This window comes from Streptomyces sp. HM190, from assembly GCF_009857135.1.
GTDB lineage: Bacteria > Actinomycetota > Actinomycetes > Streptomycetales > Streptomycetaceae > Streptomyces > Streptomyces heilongjiangensis.
Genome location: NZ_CP047318.1, coordinates 4054394 through 4073768, shown reverse-complemented (window position 1 = coordinate 4073768; position 19375 = coordinate 4054394). Strand labels below are relative to the sequence as shown.

General features: G+C 71.9%; 21 protein-coding genes and 1 pseudogene. 18 read left to right on the top strand and 4 right to left on the bottom strand.

The window, feature by feature from the left end; translation table 11 throughout:
- Positions 1 to 285 precede the first annotated feature (285 nt).
- From GSY65_RS17270 to GSY65_RS17240, 7 genes are all read left to right on the top strand, one after another.
- Positions 286 to 1257, top strand: a complete 972-nt coding sequence (locus tag GSY65_RS17270; protein WP_443043296.1) for an alpha/beta hydrolase — start codon at positions 286 to 288, stop codon at positions 1255 to 1257.
- A 30-nt stretch (positions 1258 to 1287) separates the two neighbouring features.
- Entirely contained in the window at positions 1288 to 1542 is a 255-nt protein-coding gene (locus tag GSY65_RS17265) for a MoaD/ThiS family protein (protein ID WP_055513200.1), read from the top strand.
- 10 nt (positions 1543 to 1552) lie between these two features.
- Complete coding sequence (locus tag GSY65_RS17260; protein ID WP_159769477.1) at positions 1553 to 2812, top strand: hypothetical protein; 1260 nt, start codon at positions 1553 to 1555, stop codon at positions 2810 to 2812.
- Positions 2813 to 3155: 343 nt separating this feature from the next.
- Positions 3156 to 3884 (top strand): LmeA family phospholipid-binding protein, encoded by a 729-nt coding sequence (locus GSY65_RS17255; protein WP_159769474.1) that lies wholly within the window; start codon positions 3156 to 3158, stop codon positions 3882 to 3884.
- A gap of 430 nt (positions 3885 to 4314) precedes the next feature.
- On the top strand, positions 4315 to 5154 hold the full coding sequence (locus GSY65_RS17250; protein ID WP_159769471.1) for a sulfurtransferase: 840 nt from the start codon (positions 4315 to 4317) through the stop codon (positions 5152 to 5154).
- Between the two features lie 76 nt (positions 5155 to 5230).
- Positions 5231 to 5521, top strand: a complete 291-nt coding sequence (locus GSY65_RS17245; protein ID WP_043502058.1) for a DUF1416 domain-containing protein — start codon at positions 5231 to 5233, stop codon at positions 5519 to 5521.
- Between the two features lie 98 nt (positions 5522 to 5619).
- Complete coding sequence (locus GSY65_RS17240; protein WP_159769468.1) at positions 5620 to 5889, top strand: DUF3099 domain-containing protein; 270 nt, start codon at positions 5620 to 5622, stop codon at positions 5887 to 5889.
- 57 nt (positions 5890 to 5946) lie between these two features.
- Here GSY65_RS17240 and GSY65_RS17235 read toward each other — a convergent pair whose 3' ends face one another.
- Positions 5947 to 6309 carry a DsrE family protein gene (locus tag GSY65_RS17235; protein ID WP_159769465.1) on the bottom strand — a complete coding sequence of 121 codons (363 nt, stop codon included), beginning with the start codon at positions 6307 to 6309 and terminating at the stop codon, positions 5947 to 5949.
- Positions 6310 to 6611: 302 nt separating this feature from the next.
- Here GSY65_RS17235 and GSY65_RS17225 point away from each other — a divergent pair, with 302 nt between their 5' ends.
- Genes GSY65_RS17225 through ygfZ form a run of 3 tightly spaced genes read left to right on the top strand, consistent with a single transcriptional unit; the run spans position 6612 to position 8707 of the window.
- Positions 6612 to 7187 carry an FABP family protein gene (locus GSY65_RS17225; RefSeq protein WP_159769462.1) on the top strand — a complete coding sequence of 192 codons (576 nt, stop codon included), beginning with the start codon at positions 6612 to 6614 and terminating at the stop codon, positions 7185 to 7187.
- 16 nt (positions 7188 to 7203) lie between these two features.
- On the top strand, positions 7204 to 7731 hold the full coding sequence (locus GSY65_RS17220; protein ID WP_236579848.1) for a Fur family transcriptional regulator: 528 nt from the start codon (positions 7204 to 7206) through the stop codon (positions 7729 to 7731).
- Between the two features lie 10 nt (positions 7732 to 7741).
- Entirely contained in the window at positions 7742 to 8707 is a 966-nt protein-coding gene (ygfZ, locus tag GSY65_RS17215) for a CAF17-like 4Fe-4S cluster assembly/insertion protein YgfZ (RefSeq protein WP_159769459.1), read from the top strand.
- Positions 8708 to 8795: 88 nt separating this feature from the next.
- On the opposite strand, the gene dtd is transcribed toward ygfZ, so the two are convergent.
- A complete protein-coding gene (gene dtd / locus GSY65_RS17210; RefSeq protein ID WP_159776084.1) occupies positions 8796 to 9221 on the bottom strand; it encodes a D-aminoacyl-tRNA deacylase in 426 nt (141 codons plus the stop codon).
- Positions 9222 to 9438: 217 nt separating this feature from the next.
- Between dtd and GSY65_RS17205 the strand changes: the two genes are divergently transcribed.
- Positions 9439 to 10077 (top strand): RsiG family protein, encoded by a 639-nt coding sequence (locus GSY65_RS17205; protein WP_159769456.1) that lies wholly within the window; start codon positions 9439 to 9441, stop codon positions 10075 to 10077.
- Between the two features lie 135 nt (positions 10078 to 10212).
- On the opposite strand, the pseudogene GSY65_RS33800 reads toward GSY65_RS17205, so the two are convergent.
- A pseudogene (locus tag GSY65_RS33800) lies at positions 10213 to 10407 on the bottom strand (hypothetical protein); the annotation flags it as partial.
- 91 nt (positions 10408 to 10498) lie between these two features.
- Between GSY65_RS33800 and GSY65_RS17200 the strand changes: the two are divergent.
- From GSY65_RS17200 to GSY65_RS17190, 3 genes are all read left to right on the top strand, one after another.
- Entirely contained in the window at positions 10499 to 11491 is a 993-nt protein-coding gene (locus GSY65_RS17200; RefSeq protein WP_159769453.1) for an asparaginase, read from the top strand.
- 272 nt (positions 11492 to 11763) lie between these two features.
- Positions 11764 to 13020 (top strand): GNAT family N-acetyltransferase, encoded by a 1257-nt coding sequence (locus GSY65_RS17195; RefSeq protein WP_159769450.1) that lies wholly within the window; start codon positions 11764 to 11766, stop codon positions 13018 to 13020.
- A 334-nt stretch (positions 13021 to 13354) separates the two neighbouring features.
- Positions 13355 to 14272 carry a winged helix-turn-helix domain-containing protein gene (locus GSY65_RS17190; RefSeq protein ID WP_159769447.1) on the top strand — a complete coding sequence of 306 codons (918 nt, stop codon included), beginning with the start codon at positions 13355 to 13357 and terminating at the stop codon, positions 14270 to 14272.
- 51 nt (positions 14273 to 14323) lie between these two features.
- Here GSY65_RS17190 and GSY65_RS17185 read toward each other — a convergent pair whose 3' ends face one another.
- Entirely contained in the window at positions 14324 to 14512 is a 189-nt protein-coding gene (locus tag GSY65_RS17185; protein WP_159769444.1) for a hypothetical protein, read from the bottom strand.
- Between the two features lie 165 nt (positions 14513 to 14677).
- Between GSY65_RS17185 and GSY65_RS17180 the strand changes: the two genes are divergently transcribed.
- The 4 genes from GSY65_RS17180 to GSY65_RS17165 all read left to right on the top strand — a co-directional run bounded on the left by GSY65_RS17180 (position 14678) and on the right by GSY65_RS17165 (position 19369).
- Complete coding sequence (locus GSY65_RS17180) at positions 14678 to 15568, top strand: GntR family transcriptional regulator (RefSeq protein WP_236579846.1); 891 nt, start codon at positions 14678 to 14680, stop codon at positions 15566 to 15568.
- Positions 15569 to 15597: 29 nt separating this feature from the next.
- Positions 15598 to 16305 carry an HAD family hydrolase gene (locus GSY65_RS17175; protein WP_236579844.1) on the top strand — a complete coding sequence of 236 codons (708 nt, stop codon included), beginning with the start codon at positions 15598 to 15600 and terminating at the stop codon, positions 16303 to 16305.
- Between the two features lie 208 nt (positions 16306 to 16513).
- The gene (locus tag GSY65_RS17170) at positions 16514 to 18745 is read left to right on the top strand and encodes an aminoglycoside phosphotransferase family protein (protein WP_236579842.1); all 2232 of its coding nucleotides are present in this window, start codon (positions 16514 to 16516) and stop codon (positions 18743 to 18745) included.
- Between the two features lie 9 nt (positions 18746 to 18754).
- Positions 18755 to 19369, top strand: coding sequence for a TetR/AcrR family transcriptional regulator (locus GSY65_RS17165; RefSeq protein ID WP_159769435.1), 615 nt, complete (start codon positions 18755 to 18757; stop codon positions 19367 to 19369).
- Positions 19370 to 19375: the final 6 nt, after the last annotated feature.

Below are 19375 nucleotides of genomic sequence, written 5' to 3'. Positions count from 1 at the left end.
CTCCTCGGTCCCTGCGAGGACGTTTACGGCACTGCGAACTGCACTGCGGAACTTCACAGCGATCTGCTCTGCGTTCCCGGGGCCCGTACACCTGCGGTCACCTGGTGTTTCCCGCTTCGTATACAACGCTTCCGAAAGCACAAAAGGACCCGGGGGCTACGTTGCCCGAGTCCTCTGTCCAGCAGAATAGCCCACATGAGCGCTGGTCCGGCAGGTGATGTGACGCGATCTTTCGATATCCCGGACTCTGAGACGGGTGATCGAACCGCTTCCCGACCGCCGACGATCCCCGTGCGCAGGTTTCTGAGCACGGAAGACGGGGTGAATATCGAGGCCGTATACGACCCGGGCGGTGTCGTATACAACGCCTCTCACCTTCTCTCCGAGGACAGGGGAAAGCCACTCGAAAGCCGTTCGGAGACTGCCACCGGTCGTGCGGAGACGGCTGCCGGTCGTGCGGAGACCGTCGCCGGTCGTCCTGCGACTGCCGCCGGTCGTCCGGAGGCAGTCTCCGGACGTTCCGCGACGACCGCCGGTCGTCCGGCGATCGTCGTCGCGCACGGGTTCACGGGCGGTGTGGACCGGCCGCATGTTCGCAGGGTGGTCGCGGCTCTCGGCCGGTACGGCTCCGTCGTGACCTTCTCCTTCCGTGGCCACGGACGCTCCGGGGGCCGTTCCACGGTGGGCGACCGCGAGGTCCTCGATCTGGCGGCCGCCGTCCGCTGGGCCCGTGACCTCGGGCACGAGCGCGTCGCCACGGTCGGCTTCTCCATGGGCGGTTCGGTCGTCCTGCGCCACGCGGCCCTGCCGGACGCCGGCACCGACGCGGTCGTCTCGGTCAGCGCGCCCGCCCGCTGGTACTACCGGGGCACGGCCCCCATGCGCCGCCTCCACTGGCTGGTCACCCGCCCCGCCGGCCGTCTCGTGGGCCGCTACGGCTTCGGCACCCGCATCCACCACCGGGAGTGGGACCCCGTGCCGTCCTCGCCGGTGGAGTCGGTGCCCCTGATCGCCCCCACGCCGTTGCTGATCGTCCACGGCGACCGGGACGGCTACTTCCCGGTCGACCACCCCCGCATGCTCGCTCAGGCCGCGGGCGGGCACGCGGAGCTGTGGCTGGAGGAGGGGATGGGCCACGCGGAGCACGCGGCCACCGGGGAACTGCTGGACCGGATGGGGGAGTGGCTGGTGGAGCGAGGGCTGGGCGGCCCGGTCCGCCCGCGGTTTCTCCACGGCACGGACTCCCCCGTAGCCTGACCCCGTCACGACTAACCAAGAGGAACGCAGATGCCAAAGGGCACTGTCCGCTACTGGGCCGCGGCCAAAGCCGCCGCCGGCATCTCCGAGGAGCCCTACGACGCGGACACCCTCGCCGAGGCCCTCGGCGAGATCCGTGAGCGACACCCCGGCGAACTCGTCCGCGTGCTGCGGCGATGCTCGTTCCTCGTCGACGGGAACCCCGTGGGCACCCGTGAGCATGAGACGGTACGTCTGGCCGAGGGCGGCACGGTCGAGGTGCTCCCGCCGTTCGCAGGAGGGTGACCCCCACATCATGAGCAACCAGCCGTACGGGTACGAGGGCCACCAGGGGCACCCCGGCTACGACGCCCACCAGCAGCCTGAGCAGCGGCAGTACCGGGCCGAGCAGCACCAGGCGCACCAGCAGCCGCAGCACTCGCAGCAGCCGTACGCGGCGCAGCCGCAGTGGCAGGGGAACGAGGACGAGCGGGCCGCCCACGCGCAGCAGTACACGCAGCAGTGGGAGGGCCAGACCTGGGAGACGCAGGTGCAGCCGCAGGCCGCCCCCTTCGCGGCGAACCTGACGGAGACGGCGTACCTGCCCGCGCAGACGGCCGGCCGCCCCGCGCAGTGCGCCCCGGAGTACCAGCCGGGAGGGCAGGCGTACCCCCAGGGACAAGCGGCTCCCCAGGGACCAGGGTTTTCTCAGGGGCCGGCGCCGGTGGCCGCGCACGACCATGCCCAGGGGGGCGACCCGGCCGGCTCCGGCGAGGCCGGGCCCTCGTACGGGCCGCCGACGCTCACCGGGAACGCGCGGATCACCGACGCGCAGCGGGCGCGGGCCGAGGGACGGTCGCCGATCATCGAGCCCGGCATGCAGCCGGCGCTGATCACGGCCGTACTGGGGCTGCTGCTGGCGGGTGCTGCGGCGCTCGGGGAGTACGCCCTCGCCGTACCGCTGGTGATCCTCCAGGCCGTGACGGCGGCGGGCTGGTTCCGGCTGAACGGCATGTGGCCGGCCCGGCAGGGCATCGTCCTGGCGTTCGCGGGCGCGCTCGCGGCGGACGCGGCGCTGTTCGCGGCCGGGCGTGAGCACGCGCCCGCGGCGATCCTCGGCACGCTCGGGGTGTGGGTGCTGCTCGGGATCGTGCTCGGGCTGCGGAGCCACGCGGACCCGGAAGAGCGGATGTACGGGCTGATGGCGACGGTCGCGTCGGCGGCCCTGGCGATCATCGCGACCGGATATCTGGCGGCGGACGCGGACGCGGTCACCGTCGGCGCGGTCGCGGCCGCGGTGGCCGTGGTCGCGCGGGCGCTGCCGTTGCCGACGGCGGCGTCGGCGGTGGTGGCGCTGCTGGCGGCGGCCGGCGCGGGGGTCGCCGTCGGCGGGATGACCGATCTCGGCAGCTCCGGCGCGCTGTTGGGAGCGGGGGCCGGGGTGTGCGCCCTGGTCGGACACCGGGTCGCCAGCTACGACTACCCGTCCCGCTTCGTGCACTTCACGGCGGGCGTTGCGCTGCCCCTCGCCGCGGCGGCACCGGCGGTGTACCTGCTGGGCCGGGCGCTGGCCTGACGCGGGGGCGCCTTGCCGCTCGGCGCCCCGCTGTCCGTTCCGTTCTGCGGGGGCATGCGCGGGCGCTGCGGCGGGTGCGTCGCGGCCGTTCGCGGAGTTGCCCGCGCCGCTGAGAAGCGCGGGGCGGTGACACATGCGGCTCCGCCGCGTGGGCGCGATCAGTCCCCGCTCACCCGCACGCGAACCCCGGTCCATACCGGCCCGCGTCCTGTCACAGGTGATCAACAACGTTCAGGAGTTCGCCCCGGCTTCGCTTCCGCGCGATTACCCTCGCCCGGAGCGGCCACTCTGGTCGTTGAGGACGGGCGGGCCGCCGAGCGGACAACGGGGGGAACACGAAGACATGCGCGCACTGCGGGTACTTGTGATCGTCGCCGTGATTCTGGGCGGCCTCTTCGTGGTCGCGGACCGCGTGGCCGTCGGGTTCGCCGAGGACGAGGTAGCCCGGAAGCTCAGGAGCAGCGAGGGCCTGACCGCCACCCCGGACGTGTCCATCAACGGCTTCCCCTTCCTCACCCAGGTCGCGGGCGGCGAGCTGGACGACGTCGAGGTCGGCATCTCCGACTACGAGGCCGCCACCGGCAACTCCGACGACAGCATCCGCATCTCCGACCTGACGGCGCGCATGCGGGGCGTGACGTTCTCCGGCGACTACAGCTCCGCCACGGCCGCCTCCGCCACCGGCACCGCGAACATCTCGTACGACGAACTCCTCAAGGCGGCGAAGTCCGAGCCGACGCGGATCCTTCCCGGAGTGACCGCGCAGGTCACCGGTCTCTCCGACGGCGGCAACGGCAAGATCAAGGTCAGCATCAAGGTCTCGGCCCTGGGCTCCGCCACCACGTACCCGGTGCTCAGCACCGTCACCGTCGACGGCGACATCGTGAAGGTCCACGCCGACAACCTGCCGAACCTCGTGGTCCAGGCGGCGGAGGGCCAGGTCCGTTCGATCACCGACTTCCAGCAGAAGATCGACGGTCTGCCCGGCGGCATCAAGCTCGACAAGGTGGAGGCCGCGCCGGACGGCGTGGAGATCTCGGTGCGGGGTTCGAACGTCCGGCTGGCCGGGTAGTCCGGTAGCCGGGGCCGGAGGGCCGTCGGCCCGTCGGCCTGTCCGGCCTGTCCGAAGGGCGAGACGGCGGCGTCCGTACCGTAGATGTGACGACGGCCGCACCGACCCCTCCGTCCCTTCCGTGCCGGCGTTCCCTCGATCTGATCTCACAATCCGGACGATCGTGTCTCAGAATACGACATGCCGGTGACACGCCCGCCTGTCCGTCCCTACGATCGACCACCATGAAGCGACAGGCGGATCTCACGAAGCGGCGGGCAGTAGACCTGTGCCGCGTCGCCGCCATGCTCTGTCGCACTTTCTGAGCGGCAGCCCAGGCCTGCCGCGTTCCCCCGCCCTGCCCAGCCAGGGCACACATCCGTGCGCGCCCGGCCGAACCGCCGGAGGCGCTTCGCACGTCCCGCCGCAACTGCCCCGGAGGAGAAGAAGCATGAGCCGCAGCGACGTCCTCGTCGACGCCGACTGGGTCGAGGCCAACCTCGACAACCCGAACATCGCCATCGTCGAGGTCGACGAGGACACGACCGCGTACGAGAAGAACCACATCAGGAACGCGATCCGGATCGACTGGACGAAGGACCTCCAGGACCCGGTCCGCCGTGACTTCGTCGACCAGGAGGGCTTCGAGAAGCTCCTGTCGGAGAAGGGCATCGCCAACGACACCACGGTGGTCCTCTACGGCGGCAACAACAACTGGTTCGCGTCGTACGCCTACTGGTACTTCAAGCTGTACGGCCACGAGGACGTCAAGCTGCTCGACGGCGGCCGCAAGAAGTGGGAGCTGGACGCCCGCGAGCTGGTCGACGAGGTGCCGGTGCGCCCCGCCACCGAGTACAAGGCCAAGCCGCAGAACACCGCGATCCGGGCCTTCCGTGACGACGTCGTCGCCGCGATCGGCTCGCAGAACCTGGTCGACGTGCGCTCGCCCGACGAGTTCTCCGGCAAGCTGCTCGCCCCGGCCCACCTGCCGCAGGAGCAGTCGCAGCGTCCGGGCCACGTCCCGTCCGCCCGCAACATCCCGTGGTCGAAGAACGCCAACGACGACGGCACCTTCAAGTCGGACGAGGAGCTCAAGGAGCTCTACACCGAGGAGCAGGTGGACCTCGCCAAGGACACCATCGCCTACTGCCGCATCGGTGAGCGCTCCGCGCTGACCTGGTTCGTCCTGCACGAGCTGCTCGGCGTCGAGAACGTCAAGAACTACGACGGCTCCTGGACCGAGTACGGCAGCCTCGTCGGCGTCCCGATCGAGCTCGGCGCCAACAAGTAAGCACCCAGCGGTACCCGCACACCCCCGTTCGTCCCGACCGGCCTTCCTTCCGGTCAGACCCCTGATGGAGAAAGACATGTGTGGAGCGAAGGCCGGCGGCCCGGACGCCTCGACGATCAAGCCCGGTGAGACCACGATCCAGGGTCAGGTGACCCGCGACGGCGAGCCGGTGACGGGCTACGTCCGTCTGCTGGACTCGACCGGCGAGTTCACGGCGGAGGTCCCCACCTCCGCGACGGGCCAGTTCCGCTTCTACGCGGCCGAGGGCACCTGGACCGTCCGCGCGCTGGTCCCCGGCGGCACCGCCGACCGCACGGTCGTCGTCGCCGAGAAGGGCGCGCTCGCCGAGGTCGCGATCGCCGTCTGAGGCACCCCGTGAACGGCTGAAGGGCCGCGCCCCCCTGGGTTGGACGCCTGGGGCGCGGCCCTTCGGCATGCCCGCCGTGCCGGGCCTACCCTGGAGACATGTACGCGCGGCGGCGCCATCGCTACTTCATCATGATGGGGACGTGCCTGACGCTCTTCGTCCTCGCCTGGGCCGTCGTACGTCTCTGGTCCGTCCCCGTGGCGGTCGGCATGTGTCTGGTCGCCATGGTCATCCCGCCGCTGGCCGCCGTCGTCGCGAACCGGCGGGGACCCGACGACCGCTGGTGGGACGACCCGTCCGGCGACCCCCAGTCCGACGAGTGGTGGGACGAGCTGGACGGCAAGAAGCGGCACGGCCGCAGGCCCTGAGCCGCCCGCCCGGCCCACCGCCCCGGCGCCGCAGGACCGTTCCTCCCGGAGCACGCGTCAGTAGACGAGCGCCTGGGTGTCGTCCGCGAGCGACTCCTGCACGAAGACCTGCGCCCCCGCGATCCGTACGCCCTTGATGACGTCCTGCTCGGTGATGTCGCGCCGCGCGGCGCACTGGGTGCACAGGGTGAGACGGCCGCCGGCCAGGATCGAGTCGATCAGATCCGGCAGCGGCGCCGCGTGCGGCAGCTCGAACTCGGCGGCCCGCCCCGGCAGCGCGAACCACGCCGACTCACCGGTCAGCCACAGGGAGACCTCCACCCCGCTGGCCACGGCCACCGCGGCCACCGTGAACGCCTGGGAGCAGCGCTCGGGGGCGTCCGCCCCCGCCGTCACCTTGATCACGAGCTTCTTCGCCATGCCCGCAGCGTAGTCCGCCGCTCTCCCGGTGCTCCGCCGACCGCACGGGGCGACCGCGCGGGTGCGACCGCGCCGGTGCGGCCGCGCGGACCTCACGGACCGTCCCCGGACCGGGCCGCGTAAGCTGGGGGCCGGCCCTGTGTAGTACCGAACCTTCGCTCATCTCGAGGAGCACCCCGTGGAACTCTTCTTCGAACTCCTGCTGGTCGCGGTCTGCGTCGGCGTTCTCGCCTTCACCGGACTGGCTGTGAAGAAGCTGTACCAGGGCCAGCGCTGACCGACCACCCCAGGAACCGCCACTCATGATCGAGATCCCGTCCGACCTGCACAAGGACCTCGTCCCCCTCGCCTTCCTGCTCGGGAACTGGTCCGGTGCGGGCGTCCACGACTTCCCCGGCGCCGAGAAGTGCAACTTCGGCCAGGAGGTCTCCTTCAGCCACGACGGCCGGGACTTCCTCGCCTACCACTCCCACACATGGGTGCTGGACAACGAGGGCAACAAGGTCCGGCCGCTGGAGTCCGAGTCCGGTTTCTGGCGGATCGACGCCGACCGCAAGGTCGAGGTCACCATGGTCCGCAACGACGGTGTCGTCGAGGTCTGGTACGGCGAGCTCGCCGACAAGAAGCCCCAGATCGACCTGGTCACCGACGCCGTGGCCCGGACCGCCGCCTCCGGCCCCTACACCGGCGGCAAGCGGCTGTACGGCTACGTCAACAGTGACCTCATGTGGGTCGGCGAGAAGCAGACCCCCGAGGTCGAGCTGCGCCCCTACATGTCCGCCCACCTGAAGAAGGTCGTCACCCCGGAGGACGTCGAGCGCTGGGCCAAGGCCCTCCCCGACGACATGCCGGACGACGGCATCGCCTTCTTCAAGTAGTCATTACACTTCCAGTGTGGTGAGCACCGACTGGAAGACTGATCTGCGGCAGCGCGGTTACCGTCTGACTCCGCAGCGGCAGCTCGTGCTCGAAGCCGTGGACACCCTGGAGCACGCGACCCCCGACGACATCCTCGCGGAAGTGAGGAAGACGGCGTCGGGGGTCAACATTTCCACCGTCTACCGGACCCTGGAGCTCCTGGAGGAGCTGGGACTGGTCAGCCACGCCCATCTGGGGCACGGGGCGCCGACGTACCACCTGGCGGACCGGCACCACCACATCCACCTCGTGTGCCGGGACTGCACCACGGTCATCGAGGCCGATGTCTCCGTGGCGGCCGAGTTCACGGACAAGCTGCGCGAGACGTTCGGCTTCGACACCGACATGAAGCACTTCGCGATCTTCGGCCGCTGCGAGGACTGCTCGGCGAAGGCCGCGAAGGCGGCGCGCACCGGCACGACCACGCGGAGCGGGGACGACGGGGACGACGGGGCGGGCCGGAGCACCCGGGACGACCTGAAAGATTCAAATACCGGGTCGTAGGCTTGGTCGTATGAAAAGCCCTCTGCTGTCCCTGCCCGGCGCCGTCCCCGCGGAGGGCGTGGACGAAGGTGTCGCCGCCCACTACGGCGATCTGTTCCGCGAACAGCGCGCCCTCGCCGACGGCACCGGATTCGTCGACCTCTCCCACCGCGGCGTCATCACCGTCACCGGCCAGGACCGTCTCGGCTGGCTGCATCTGCTGCTCACCCAGCACGTCAGCGAACTCCCGACCGGCCAGGCCACCGAGGCCCTCATCCTCTCCGCCAACGGGCACATCGAGCACGCCCTGTACCTCGTCGACGACGGCGAGACGGTGTGGGCCCACATCGAGCCCGGCACCCAGGAGACCCTGCTCGCCTACCTGGAGTCGATGAAGTTCTTCTACCGGGTCGAGGTCGCCGACCGCACGGACGACTTCGCGGTCGTCCACCTCCCCGCCGGGTCGATCACCGAGGTCCCCGACGGCGTCGTCGTCCGCGAGACGCCGTACGGCCGCGATCTCTTCCTCCCCCGGGCCGACCTGGAGACGTACGCCGAGAAGGCCGGCCCGGCGGCGGGCCTGCTCGCGTACGAGGCACTGCGGGTCGAACAGCACCGGCCCCGCCTCGGCTTCGAGACCGACCACCGCACCATCCCGCACGAGCTGGGCTGGATCGGCTCGGCGGTGCACCTCCAGAAGGGCTGCTACCGCGGCCAGGAGACGGTCGCCCGCGTGCAGAACCTGGGCAAGCCGCCGCGGCGGCTGGTCTTCCTCCACCTCGACGGCAGCGAGGTCCATCTGCCGCCTCCCGGCACGGACATCCGGCTCGCCGACGACGGCCCCGAGGGCCGCAAGCTCGGCTTCATCACCACGTCCGTACGCCACCACGAGCTGGGCCCGGTCGCGCTGGCGCTGGTGAAGCGGAACGTCCCCGTGGACGCGCCGCTCCTGGCCGACACGACCGCGGCGGCCCAGGAGGTGATCGTCGAGCCGTAGGGGCCGTCCGGCCCGGTGCGGGCGCCCCGGACGGGGGTTCGGGCGCCCGCACAGCCATCAGGACCGTGCCGCGTCTCCGGCAGGCGTGCTACATCTCCAGCAGGACCGTGAAGGGGCCGTCGTTCGTCAGCGACACCCGCATCTTCGCGCCGAACCGCCCCGTCGCCACCGTCGCCCCGAGCGCCCGCAACCGGGCCACCACCTCATCCACGAGCGGCTCCGCGACATCGCCCGGCGCCGCCGCGTTCCACGTGGGCCGGCGGCCCTTGCGGGCGTCTCCGTACAGCGTGAACTGGCTGATCACGAGCAGCGGCGCGTCGATGTCGCTGCACGACTTCTCGTCGCTCAGCATCCGCAGGGACCACAGCTTCCGCGCCAGCTGCGCGGCCTTCTCCTTCGTGTCCTCGTGGGTCACCCCGACCAGGACGCACAGGCCCTCGCCCTCGATCGCCCCGACCGTCTCACCGTCCACGACGACGCTCGCGCCGTCGACCCTCTGCACCACCGCACGCATGCCGACCATCATGCCGACGCCGTCCATCAGCCGTGCGTGAGGGGGTCCTCCTTACGGGGGGTTTGTGCTCAGGGACGTTTGAAGAGTGCTTTGCCCGGTCTTTCTTATTCATCCATTACCGACCGTCTGGGGGTGGATCGGGGGGACTCGGTCACAAAGCGGCCACCGACAGTGGCACCATGCTCACACACGCCGGTCGAGGGGACGGTTGAGGCGCATGAGCACATCGAGTACCGGGCAGCCCCCGGGCACTGCCACCTTTGTCCGGACGGGGCCGGGGCCCGCACCCGGGATCCGCCGGCCGCCGGTCCAGCGTACGGACAGCGAACCACTGCTGCCACCGGACCCACCGGAGCACGACCTGGCCCGGCTGCGGCTGCCCGAGCTGCGCATGCTGCGCCGGGACGCCCAGCAGGACGAGGCCGACCTCAGCTATGTGCGGCGGCTGCTCCAGGGCCGGATCGACATCCTGCGCGCCGAGCTGGCGCGCCGCGAGGGTACGGCGCAGCCGTCCGGTTCCGACGGGCGTACCCCGGCGCTGGTCGACCGGCTCTCCGAGATCCTCACCGACGCCCCGGCCCGGCACCGTTCGTCGGCCCGGCACGTCACCGTGGGGACGCCGCACGGCGAGGAGTACCGGCTGCTGGCGGCCGAGATGCTCGCCGAGGTCGAACTGTCCGACCTCGCGGCCCGCACCGACGAGGAACTCACCGCCGGGCTCGGCCGCCTCGTCCGCTACGAGCAGCAGGTGTCCGGCCGCCGCCAGCGGCTCCAGCACACGGCGGACGAGTGCAGCGCCGAGATCGCGCGGCGGTACCGCGAGGGTGAGGCACAGGTCGACGACCTGCTCCTCTGAGCCGCCCGGGGGCGCGATCGCCACGGCCACGACCAGGGCTGTGACTCCGGCGGCCCGCCGCCCCAACTCCGGTGACCGCGGAGCCGGGGCGACGGGCTCGGCGGGGCGGGCATGGTGTGGCGGGCATGGATTGCAGAGCACGACCTGCCGGGCTTCGCGTTCGACGATCTTCGCGGACTCCAGGTAGTCGGTGCCGACCTGGGGCCGCCCGGCGCCGTCGAGGCGGTACATCGACGGCAGGACGGCGTCGGCGACGCGCGCGCTGGTGGGGTCGGCGTCCGCCTGGAACGTGTTGAACGTGTCCGGGACGGCGTCCACGGCCCAGCGGTGGCGGGTGGCCGGTGTGGCGGGCATGGTGTGGCGGGTGGCCGGTGTCGGGTACCGGAGTGGGACCCGCCGCCGTACCGGAAGGTGATCGCCGATGCCCGTGGAACCCGCAGAGCCGCAGATACCCGCCGGGTCCGGTGAGGTGCCCGTCCCGCCCGTTCTCGCGGAGGTCGTGCGCTCGGGGTTCGTCGAGGGCCGGCATCGGGGAAGCCTCGTGCTGCTGGGTGCGGACGGGGCCGTGGAGCGGGCCTGGGGGGACGTGACGGCGCCCGTCTTCCCGAGGTCCGCGAACAAGCCGATGCAGGCCGCCGGTGTGCTGCGGGCGGGGCTCGACCTCGCGGGCGAGCGGCTGGCGCTGGCCGCCGCGAGCCACTCGGGGGAGCCCTTCCACCGGGACCTCGTCCGGAAGATGCTCGCGGAGTCGGGGCTGGACCCGCGGGCGCTGGGGTGCCCGGAGGACCTGCCGTTGGACCGGGTGGAGGCGGAGGAGTACCTGGCCGCCGGCGGGGTCCGCGACCGGGTCGTCATGAACTGCTCCGGCAAGCACGCGGCGATGCTCGCGGCGTCGGCGTTGCGCGGGTGGCCCCTCACGTCGTACCTGGACGCCGCTCATCCCCTGCAGCGGCTGATCCGCACCGTCGTGGAGGAGACGGCGGGGGAGCCGGTGGCGGCGGTGGGCGTGGACGGCTGCGGTGCCCCGTTGATGGCGATCAGCCTCACCGGGCTGGCCCGCGCCTTCCGCTTCCTCGTGCTCGCGCCGGACGGGTCCGCGGAGCGCCGGGTCGCCGACGCGATGCGCGCCCATCCCGAGTACGTCGCCGGTACGCGCCGCCACGACACCTGGCTGATGCGGGAGGTGCCGGGGGCGCTGTCCAAGATGGGCGCGGAGGCGGTGCAGGCGGTGGCGCTGCCCGACGGCCGCGCCCTCGCGTTCAAGGCCGACGACGGGGGGAGCCGGGTCCTGGGGCCGGTGCTCGGGCGGGCGCTGACGCTGATGGGGGTGGAAGGGCCGGTGGTCTCGCGGATCAGCCGACTGCCGTTGCAGGGGGGCGGGCGGATGGTGGGGGAGGTACGGGCGGCGTTCTGAGGGAGCGCCCGGTGGCGCGCTGTTCGTACGGCGGGTGCGGGACGGTGACACCTGCGGCTCCGCCGCGCGGGCGCGCCCAGCCCTCACGCACCCGCACCCGGCGACGCATCCCCGCACCCTCGCACCCGGCGACGCATCCCCGCACCCTCGCATCCCCGCACCCGGCGAGGCGCCCCGCATCCCCGCGCCGGCGACGCCCGCCCGCACCCCCGCAGGCCGGCGCACGGGAAAACCCCGCGACAGTCGCTCCGCGCACCGCCTAGCGTGAGCTCATGAGCCCCTCCCAGGACATCGTCGTGCGTACCCTCACCGAGGACGACAAGGCCGATTGGATCCGCGCGCTGAACACCGGGTTCCTGCGGCCGCCGGAGACCTGGTCCGGGCAGGAGCTCAAGGACCGCACCGCGCACATCGACCCGGCCCGTACGCTCGGCGCGTTCGACGGGGACCGCTGCGTCGCCACCTTCCGGTCGTTCCCGCAGCGGCTGACGGTGGTGGGCGGCGCCGATGTCCCCGCCGACGCCATCTCGAACGTCACGGTCAGCCCCACGCATCGCCGCCGGGGCCTGCTGACCCGGATGATGGCCGAGGACCTCGCCGCCGCGAGGGACCGCGGAGACGCCGTCGCCACGCTCATCGCCGCCGAGTACCCGATCTACGGCCGCTACGGCTTCGGCCCCGCCACCTGGACCACCGCGTGGACGATCGACGTGCCCCGCACCGGACTCGACTCCCGCTGGTCCGGCCCGGCGGACGGCGCCCGCATCGACCTCGTCGACGGCTCCGACGTACGCGAGCTGGGCCCCGAGCTGCACGAGCGGCTGCGTCGCGTCCAGCCGGGTGCCGTGGACCGCGACGAGCGCTGGTGGCGGCTCAACACCGGTGAGCGGAGCCTCGTCTCGTCCTGGACCGAGCCGTTCTACGCCGTGTACCGCTCGGCGGCCGGCGAGGTCGAGGGCCTCGTGTCGTACGAGTCGGACGACAACTGGCACGACAAGCAGCCGCACAACACGGCCGACGTCAACTGGCTGATAGCGACGACCCCGGCCGCCGAGCGCGCCCTGTGGCACTACCTGTGCTCCATCGACTGGATCACCAGGGTCAAGACGGGCTGGCGGGCCCCCGACGACCTCCTCCCGCACTACTTCCCCGACCCGCGCGCCGCGCGCGTCACCGCCCAGGCCGACTGGCTCTGGGTGCGGATCCTCGACGTCGTACGGGCGCTGGAGGCCCGGACGTACGCGGGCACCGGGACGCTGGTGCTGGAGATCGCCGACCGGTGGGGAGGGTTCGCGGCCGGGCGCTACCGGCTGGACGCCGGTCCGGACGGTGCGAGCTGCGTGCCGACGGGCGAGGACGGCGACCTGGTGCTGGACGTCGCGGACCTCGCCGCGCTGTGGCTGGGCGACGAGTCGGCGGTGCGGCTCGTCGCGCTCGGCCGTGTCGTGGAACAGCGGAAGGGCGCCGCCGCTGTCGCCGACGCCCTGCTGCGGACGTCCAGGCGCCCGTGGTGCCCGGACCTCTTCTGATGCCGGGTCCGCCGCCGGGACCCGGGAGTTGTCGTTCGACCTTTCCTCGGTGTGCGGGTGTTCTGCGTCCGTAGCTATTCGGTTGTGGTTGTGGCTGCGCATTCAGTTGTGGCTGTGCCATTCAGTTGTGGCTGTGCGGACCGGTCGAACTCCCGGCTCCCCTCCGGAAGGGAGGTCGAACGGTCGGTCATGTGTGAGCCAGGTCACCAACAGGCCGGAAGTTTGACCATGTCGGCGAAGTTGGCGACCAACTCTTCCTTACTTATCTCCGCTTGGAGTCGTCTCATAACCACCTTCCCATGAACTGCCGCAAGATGGCGCGAAGTTGTAATGTTTGTTCGTGGAGCGGGAACGCGCGGCCGTCGATCGACGGAAGTCGTCACAGCGGCCCCGGAGGTCACATCACGAGGTGGCCGACGTGTTGCGCCGCCGGATCAGGTCCGGCGAGCTGCGACCGGGGCAGCGCATGCCCACCCAGGCCAAGCTCGCCGACGAGTTCGGCGTGGAGCGCGGTGCCGTCCGCCAGGCACTGCGCATCCTCCAGTCGGAGCGGCTGCTCACCAACGTTTCCAAGGGGAGCCCCGCGACGGTGGCTGCGGACCTGGCGACGACGGTCACCGGCGGCCCCGGAGCGCCACCGCGCCCCACCATGGTGGAACTGGCCCCGCGCATATCCGCCGCCTTCGCCGCCCCGCACGTGGCGATCGACGCGCTGTGCCTGACGGCGGTGTCCCTCACGCTCGCCGTGGGTGAGCCGTTGCGCGAGATTCACGCGGGACGCATCAAACCGGCCAGGGTCGACGTGCGGGTGCTGCTGCCCAGCCGGGACATCCCGCTCGCCTTTCCCGTGCCGGTCGACGCCTCGGTCGACGGCCGGCTGCAACGCCGCTGGCTCGCCCAGCGCAACGCCCAGGGCCAGGTGCTGCGGCACAACCTCCTGGCGCTGCGCTCCACGCACGGCGTCGACGTCCATGTCACGTTCCGGGCGCTGCCGTTCACCCCGCCGGTGAAGCTGTACCTCCTCAACGGCACGGAGGCGCTGTTCGCGTACTACACCGTGCGGCGGACGGAGGCGGAAGTGGACAGCGAACAACTGGAGATGTACGACGCCGAGGGCACCCAGTCCATGCTGTTCGCCTTCGAGCGGGGCACCGCCTCGGCTCCGCCGGACGCGCGCTTCGTCGAGCAGTCCCGGCTGTGGTTCGACGCGCTGTGGGGGACGATCAGCTCGGAGCTGGTGCTCACGAGCTGACGGCGGCCGGGCCGGGGTCCAGGGGGTCGGGCCCGCGACGCCTCGGCCGGGTCAGAAGGCGGGGCCGGCGAAGAGCAGCGCGAGGATGACGGCGCCGATGGAGCTGCACGTGTGGTTGTGTGCCTTCAGGCCGACGGTGAGGAACAGCAGGCCGACGATTCCCATCGTGCCGTAGCGCCACTCGACGGTCTGCTCGAAGGCGACGACGGCGATGGCGGAGAGAAGGGCGAGGGCGGGCATGGTGGTACCTCCTTCGAGGCGCTGAGGCGGGCCGGACAAGAGGAGGCAGAAAGTCCGCCAACTTCACCAAGTTGGTTGCCAACTCTGCTTAGATGGTGCCCGCTTGGTCGATACTCATAACCACCTTGCAGTGAACTCCCCAAAGATGGATCAAAGTTGTAGCGTTTGGTCGTGACCCAGGAGAACGTCGCAGTGAACGGCAGCAGAAGGCTCTCGTCCCAGGAGATCGCCGACACCCTGCGGGAACGCATCCGCAGCGGCGCGCTGAGGCCGGGCGAACGGCTGCCCACCCAGGCCGAACTGGCCGACGAGTTCGGTGTCGAGCGCGGCACCGTGCGACAGGCCCTGCGCTCCCTGCACGAGGACGGGTTGCTGAGCAACGTGAGCAAGGGCAGCCCGCCCCGCGTCGCCGAGGCCACCCGCCCCGTCGGTACCGAGCCCCAGCCCACCATGGTCGGACTCGCCTCCCGGCTCGCCGAGGCGTTCTCGGCTCCGCACGTCCGCGTCGACGCCGCCTGCCTCACCGCCGAGACCCTGATGCTGGCGCTCGGTGAACCGGTCCGCCTCATCCACGAGGGAACGATCCGCCCGGAGTCGATCGACGTCCGGATCCTCCTGCCGTCCCGGAAGATCAACCTGGCCTTCCCGGTGCCGGTCGAGGGCCGCGGCGAGGACGCCGAGGAGGACCCCGTCCACCGGCGCTGGCTGGACCAGCGCGACGCCCAGGTCCGCGTGCTGCGCCACAACCTCCGGGCGCTGCGCACCTCCCACGGCATCGACGTCCGCGTGACGTTCCGGGCGCTGCCGTTCACCCCGCCGGTGAAGCTGTACCTCCTCAACGGCACCGAGGCCCTCATCGCGTACTACACGCTCATGAGGCGCGAGGAGCAGGTGGAGGGCGGCCGGCTGGAGATGTACGACGCCTTCGGCACCCAGTCGCTGCTGTTCTCGTTCGCGCGGGAGACCAGCCGGCGGGACGAGGCGTTCGTGGAGCAGTCCCAGCAGTGGTTCGACGCCCTCTGGGAAACCATCACCACGGACCTGACACTCTCCTAGTGACGCCTGATACGACGCAGACTGATGCGGTGACGGTTGAGACAGAGATCCTGCGTGAGCTGATCGCCCCTGTTCGTTACGTGGTGTTCGACTTCGACGGCCCGATCTGCCGGCTGTTCGCGGGCCACTCCGCGGAACGGGTCGCGAAGGACCTGGTCGCCTGGCTGGAGGGGCAGGGGCTGCACGGCCTGCTCACCGACGAGGAACGGGTCCACCCGGATCCGATGGTCGTGCTGTACGCCATCAACCGAAGGCGTCCGCGCAGCGATCTGATCGCCGAGCTGGAGGAGAGGTTCACCCGGCTGGAGCTGAAGGCGGTCGCCTCCGCCATGCCCACCGCGTACGCCGATCCGCTCATCCGCACCTGGTCGGCGCTCGGCAGCCGGCTCGCCGTGGCCACCAACAACTCCCCGCGCACCGTGGCCGGTTATCTCGCCGGGCGGGGCCTGGCCGACTGCTTTAGCCGGCACATATACGGCCGGACGAGCGACCTCCACCTGCTGAAACCGGACCCCCACTGCCTGAACCGGGCCCTCGGCGCCCTCGGCGCCACACCGTCCGCCGCCCTGATGATCGGCGACACCCCGACCGACCTGACCGCCGCCGAACGGGCCGGGGTGCCGTTCCTCGGCTACGCCCGTGACGAGGCCAAGGGAAGACAGCTGCGGGACGCGGGCGCCCCGGTCGTCGTCCGCTCGCTGGAAACCGTCCTGAAAGTGCTGTGGTCCCGGACGTAGGGGACGTCCGCGGGAGCACCGCCACGGCCCCCACCAGTGCCGCGGAACGGGGCGGCCCGGACGGGGGAGCCGAGCGCAAGTCCGGAACGAGCCATTGGCCGGGTGGCACGGGGCTCAGCCCATTACAGTGTCCCCACTCTCACTTTCGTCGCAGGAACATCAGAGGCGACGCACGGCTGTTCAGGAGTGCCCCTTGGATGGTCCACCCGTGCCTGGTGCCCCGAGGACGGCGTACGACGACTTCGTACGCCGTGCCGAAGCCCTGGGGCCGGCCGGCCGGGACCGGCGCCACGTGCTCCACACGGTGCGGACGCCCACCGAGGCCGACCGGCGCCTCCTGGGCTGCGAGGCCGGGCAGTCCGTCACCGTGCGCCGGCGTGTCCGGTCCGCGCTGCCCCTGGTCGTGCGGACCTGGCAGGACGAGGCGGAGATCCTGCGCGCGGTCCACCGGTGCCTGCCGTACGCGCCGCGGTGCCTCGTCCGGCACCGGGACCTGACCGTCCTGGCCCACGTGCCGGGCGTACCCCTGTCCGCCGTCCGCCCCGACGGGACACCGCTGGACGCCCGGCTGATCCGAGGGCTCGCCGGGCTGATGGCGGACCTGACCCGGGTGCGCAGGAAGGAGCTGCCCCCGCTGCCGCAGTCGTGGCCCCGGTCGAGCAGGGACAGCCGGGCCTTCCTGCGGGCGCTGGCCCTCGCGGCGGAGGAGCAGGTCCGACGCCGCAGCGCGGGCACGTTCGGCGGCCTGTTCGCGACCCTGGGCATCCCCGACGACGCCCTGGTGCGGTTCGCCGAGCGGGTGCCGGCGATGACCGGCCGCCCCTTCAGCCTCCTCCACACCGATCTGCGCCGCGGCAACCTGATCGTGCCGGACGACGGCGACGCCCCGCTGGTCTGCGTCGACTGGGAGCCGGCGACCTACGGCGACCCGCTGCACGACCTCGCCACCCACCTCGTGCGCACCCGCTACCCGAGCGCGCAGTGGGGGGCGGTGACGGACGCGTGGGCCGAGGCCGTGGGCCGGCGGCGGAGCGGGGCCGCCGACGGACTCGACCGGGACCTCGGGCACTACCTCGCCTTCGAACGGGCCCGCTCCCTCCACCCCGACGTCATGCGCGCGGCGACCTCGCTCGGCGACTCCTTCGACGAGCGCGCCCTGGACGAGGCGACCCGCGCGGTGCACCGGGCCCTGCTGGCGGCGGAGGAACCCCTGCGGCTGCGGCGCGTGCCCGACGAGCGCGCGATCGAGCGCGTCCTGTTCCGCTGGAGCCTCGCCCACAGGGGGCGGCACGGCCGCGAGCGGGCGGTCTCCGCCGTCCTCTGGGAGCGCGACCCGAGGGTGCCCGAGCACCGGCGGTTCCCGGCGTCGGCGGTGCGGGAGGCACTGTTCGAGGAGGGCGCGGCCTCCGCGGACCGGGTGTTCCGGGGAACGGCCCATCTCAGTACGGCCGTCCGCGTGTCAGGCTTCCCACGTCCCGTGATGGTGCGGCGCAAGGTCGGCACGGCCGCTCCCCGGGAGCGCCGCTTCCTCAACGAGCACGCCGTCCTGCGGGCCGTCGAACGGTCCTGCCCGCGGGTGCGTGCCCCGCGGGTGCTGGCGCTGGGCACCAGCGCCCTCGGCGACCGGTTCACCATCCACTCCTACGAGGGACCGGCGGGAACGATCCGGCACCCCGACCACCCGGTGCACGGCCTGCTGCCGCACGAGGCGGACGACCTCGTGGACCAGCTCGCCGAGCTGACCCGCGCGGAGTGCGGGGAGCTGGACCCGGACGCGTCCCTCGACGACTTCTACCCCCGCCTGTGCGACGAGCTGATCCGGATGGTCGCCGAACTCCCCGGGGAGACCATCGACCTGGCCCGCGAGCTGGGCCTGCCCGGCAGCGGCCGGCTCGGTGAACTCCTCCGGCGCCATCTGCCGGTCCCACGCCGCCAGGCCCTCCTGCACGGCGACCTCAACCCGTGGAACCTCGTACGGCGCGAGGACGGTGCCGGGCTCACCCTCATCGACTGGGAGATGGCGATGGTGGGCGACCCGCTCTACGACCTGGTCCGCCACATGCACCTGACCCCGACCCTGGCGGACATCCGCGAGCGGATGTTCAGCCGCTGGTCCCGGCTGCTGCCGGAGGAGTGCACCAAGGGGTGGAAGGACGACTGGCGGGTCTACCGCTGGATCGAGACGGTCCGCTCGGCCTACGTCGACCTCGACCGTCTCGTGACCGGCGACGGCCTGGAGGCGCCCAACGTGCGCCGGGCGGTCGACGGGTACGCGATGACCCTGACCGCCGCGACCGCGGGCCTGGGACTCCACGCGCGGGCGCACGCCTTCCACGGCGGCCCGGCCGCCCTCGGCGCCCGCGCCTTCCTCGGCGCGCGGCCCTCGGCCGGTTCGCGGCCTTTCCCCGGCGCCGGTTCCGGTGCCCGCGTGCCTGCGTAGGCTCGACCCATGAGTGAGACCGGCCTGCGGGAGCGCAAGAAGCGGCGGATGTACGAGACGGTGTCCGAGACCGCGATCGAGCTGTTCCTGGAGAAGGGCTTCGACGCGGTCTCCGTGGCCGAGATCGCCGCGGCCGCCGAGATCTCGAAGCCGACCCTCTTCCGCTACTTCCCGGCGAAGGAGGACCTCGTGCTGCACCGGATCGCCGACCACGAGACCGAGTCGGCGCGGGTCGTGGCGGGCCGGGCCGAGGGCGAGTCGGCGGTGGGGGCGCTGCGGGCCCACTTCCTGGCCGGGCTGGCCCGGCGCGACCCGGTCACCGGGCTCAACGACCACCCGCGTGTCCTCGCCTTCCACCGGCTCCTGTACGGCACGCCGTCGCTGGTCGCCCGCATGTACGGCCATCTGGAGCGGTCCGAGGAGGCGCTCGCGGAGGTCCTGGGCGGCGGACTCGACGCGCGGGTCGCCGCCGCCCAGCTCGTCGCCGTACGGCGGGTGCTGGCGATGGAGAACTGGCGGCGGATCGAGCGGGGGGAGCGGGTGGAGGAGATCGAGCGGGACGCCGTCGCGGCGGCAGAGCGCGCGTTCGGGCGGCTGGAGCGGACGCCGGCGGCACTTCACTGAGACCCG

What these genes read in the sequence shown, in the direction of transcription:
- GSY65_RS17195 (WP_159769450.1), top strand. Translation starts at nt 11,764, where the DNA reads ATGAGCCCCTCCCAGGACATCGTCGTGCGTACCCTCACCGAGGACGAC.
- GSY65_RS17240 (WP_159769468.1), top strand. Translation starts at nt 5,620, where the DNA reads ATGTACGCGCGGCGGCGCCATCGCTACTTCATCATGATGGGGACGTGC.
- GSY65_RS17265 (WP_055513200.1), top strand. Translation starts at nt 1,288, where the DNA reads ATGCCAAAGGGCACTGTCCGCTACTGGGCCGCGGCCAAAGCCGCCGCC.
- GSY65_RS17250 (WP_159769471.1), top strand. Translation starts at nt 4,315, where the DNA reads ATGAGCCGCAGCGACGTCCTCGTCGACGCCGACTGGGTCGAGGCCAAC.
- dtd (WP_159776084.1), bottom strand. Translation starts at nt 9,221, where the DNA reads ATGCGTGCGGTGGTGCAGAGGGTCGACGGCGCGAGCGTCGTCGTGGAC.
- GSY65_RS17245 (WP_043502058.1), top strand. Translation starts at nt 5,231, where the DNA reads ATGTGTGGAGCGAAGGCCGGCGGCCCGGACGCCTCGACGATCAAGCCC.
- GSY65_RS17255 (WP_159769474.1), top strand. Translation starts at nt 3,156, where the DNA reads ATGCGCGCACTGCGGGTACTTGTGATCGTCGCCGTGATTCTGGGCGGC.
- GSY65_RS17185 (WP_159769444.1), bottom strand. Translation starts at nt 14,512, where the DNA reads ATGCCCGCCCTCGCCCTTCTCTCCGCCATCGCCGTCGTCGCCTTCGAG.
- ygfZ (WP_159769459.1), top strand. Translation starts at nt 7,742, where the DNA reads ATGAAAAGCCCTCTGCTGTCCCTGCCCGGCGCCGTCCCCGCGGAGGGC.
- GSY65_RS17205 (WP_159769456.1), top strand. Translation starts at nt 9,439, where the DNA reads ATGAGCACATCGAGTACCGGGCAGCCCCCGGGCACTGCCACCTTTGTC.
- GSY65_RS17235 (WP_159769465.1), bottom strand. Translation starts at nt 6,309, where the DNA reads ATGGCGAAGAAGCTCGTGATCAAGGTGACGGCGGGGGCGGACGCCCCC.
- GSY65_RS17260 (WP_159769477.1), top strand. Translation starts at nt 1,553, where the DNA reads ATGAGCAACCAGCCGTACGGGTACGAGGGCCACCAGGGGCACCCCGGC.
- GSY65_RS17225 (WP_159769462.1), top strand. Translation starts at nt 6,612, where the DNA reads ATGATCGAGATCCCGTCCGACCTGCACAAGGACCTCGTCCCCCTCGCC.
- GSY65_RS17165 (WP_159769435.1), top strand. Translation starts at nt 18,755, where the DNA reads ATGAGTGAGACCGGCCTGCGGGAGCGCAAGAAGCGGCGGATGTACGAG.
- GSY65_RS17200 (WP_159769453.1), top strand. Translation starts at nt 10,499, where the DNA reads ATGCCCGTGGAACCCGCAGAGCCGCAGATACCCGCCGGGTCCGGTGAG.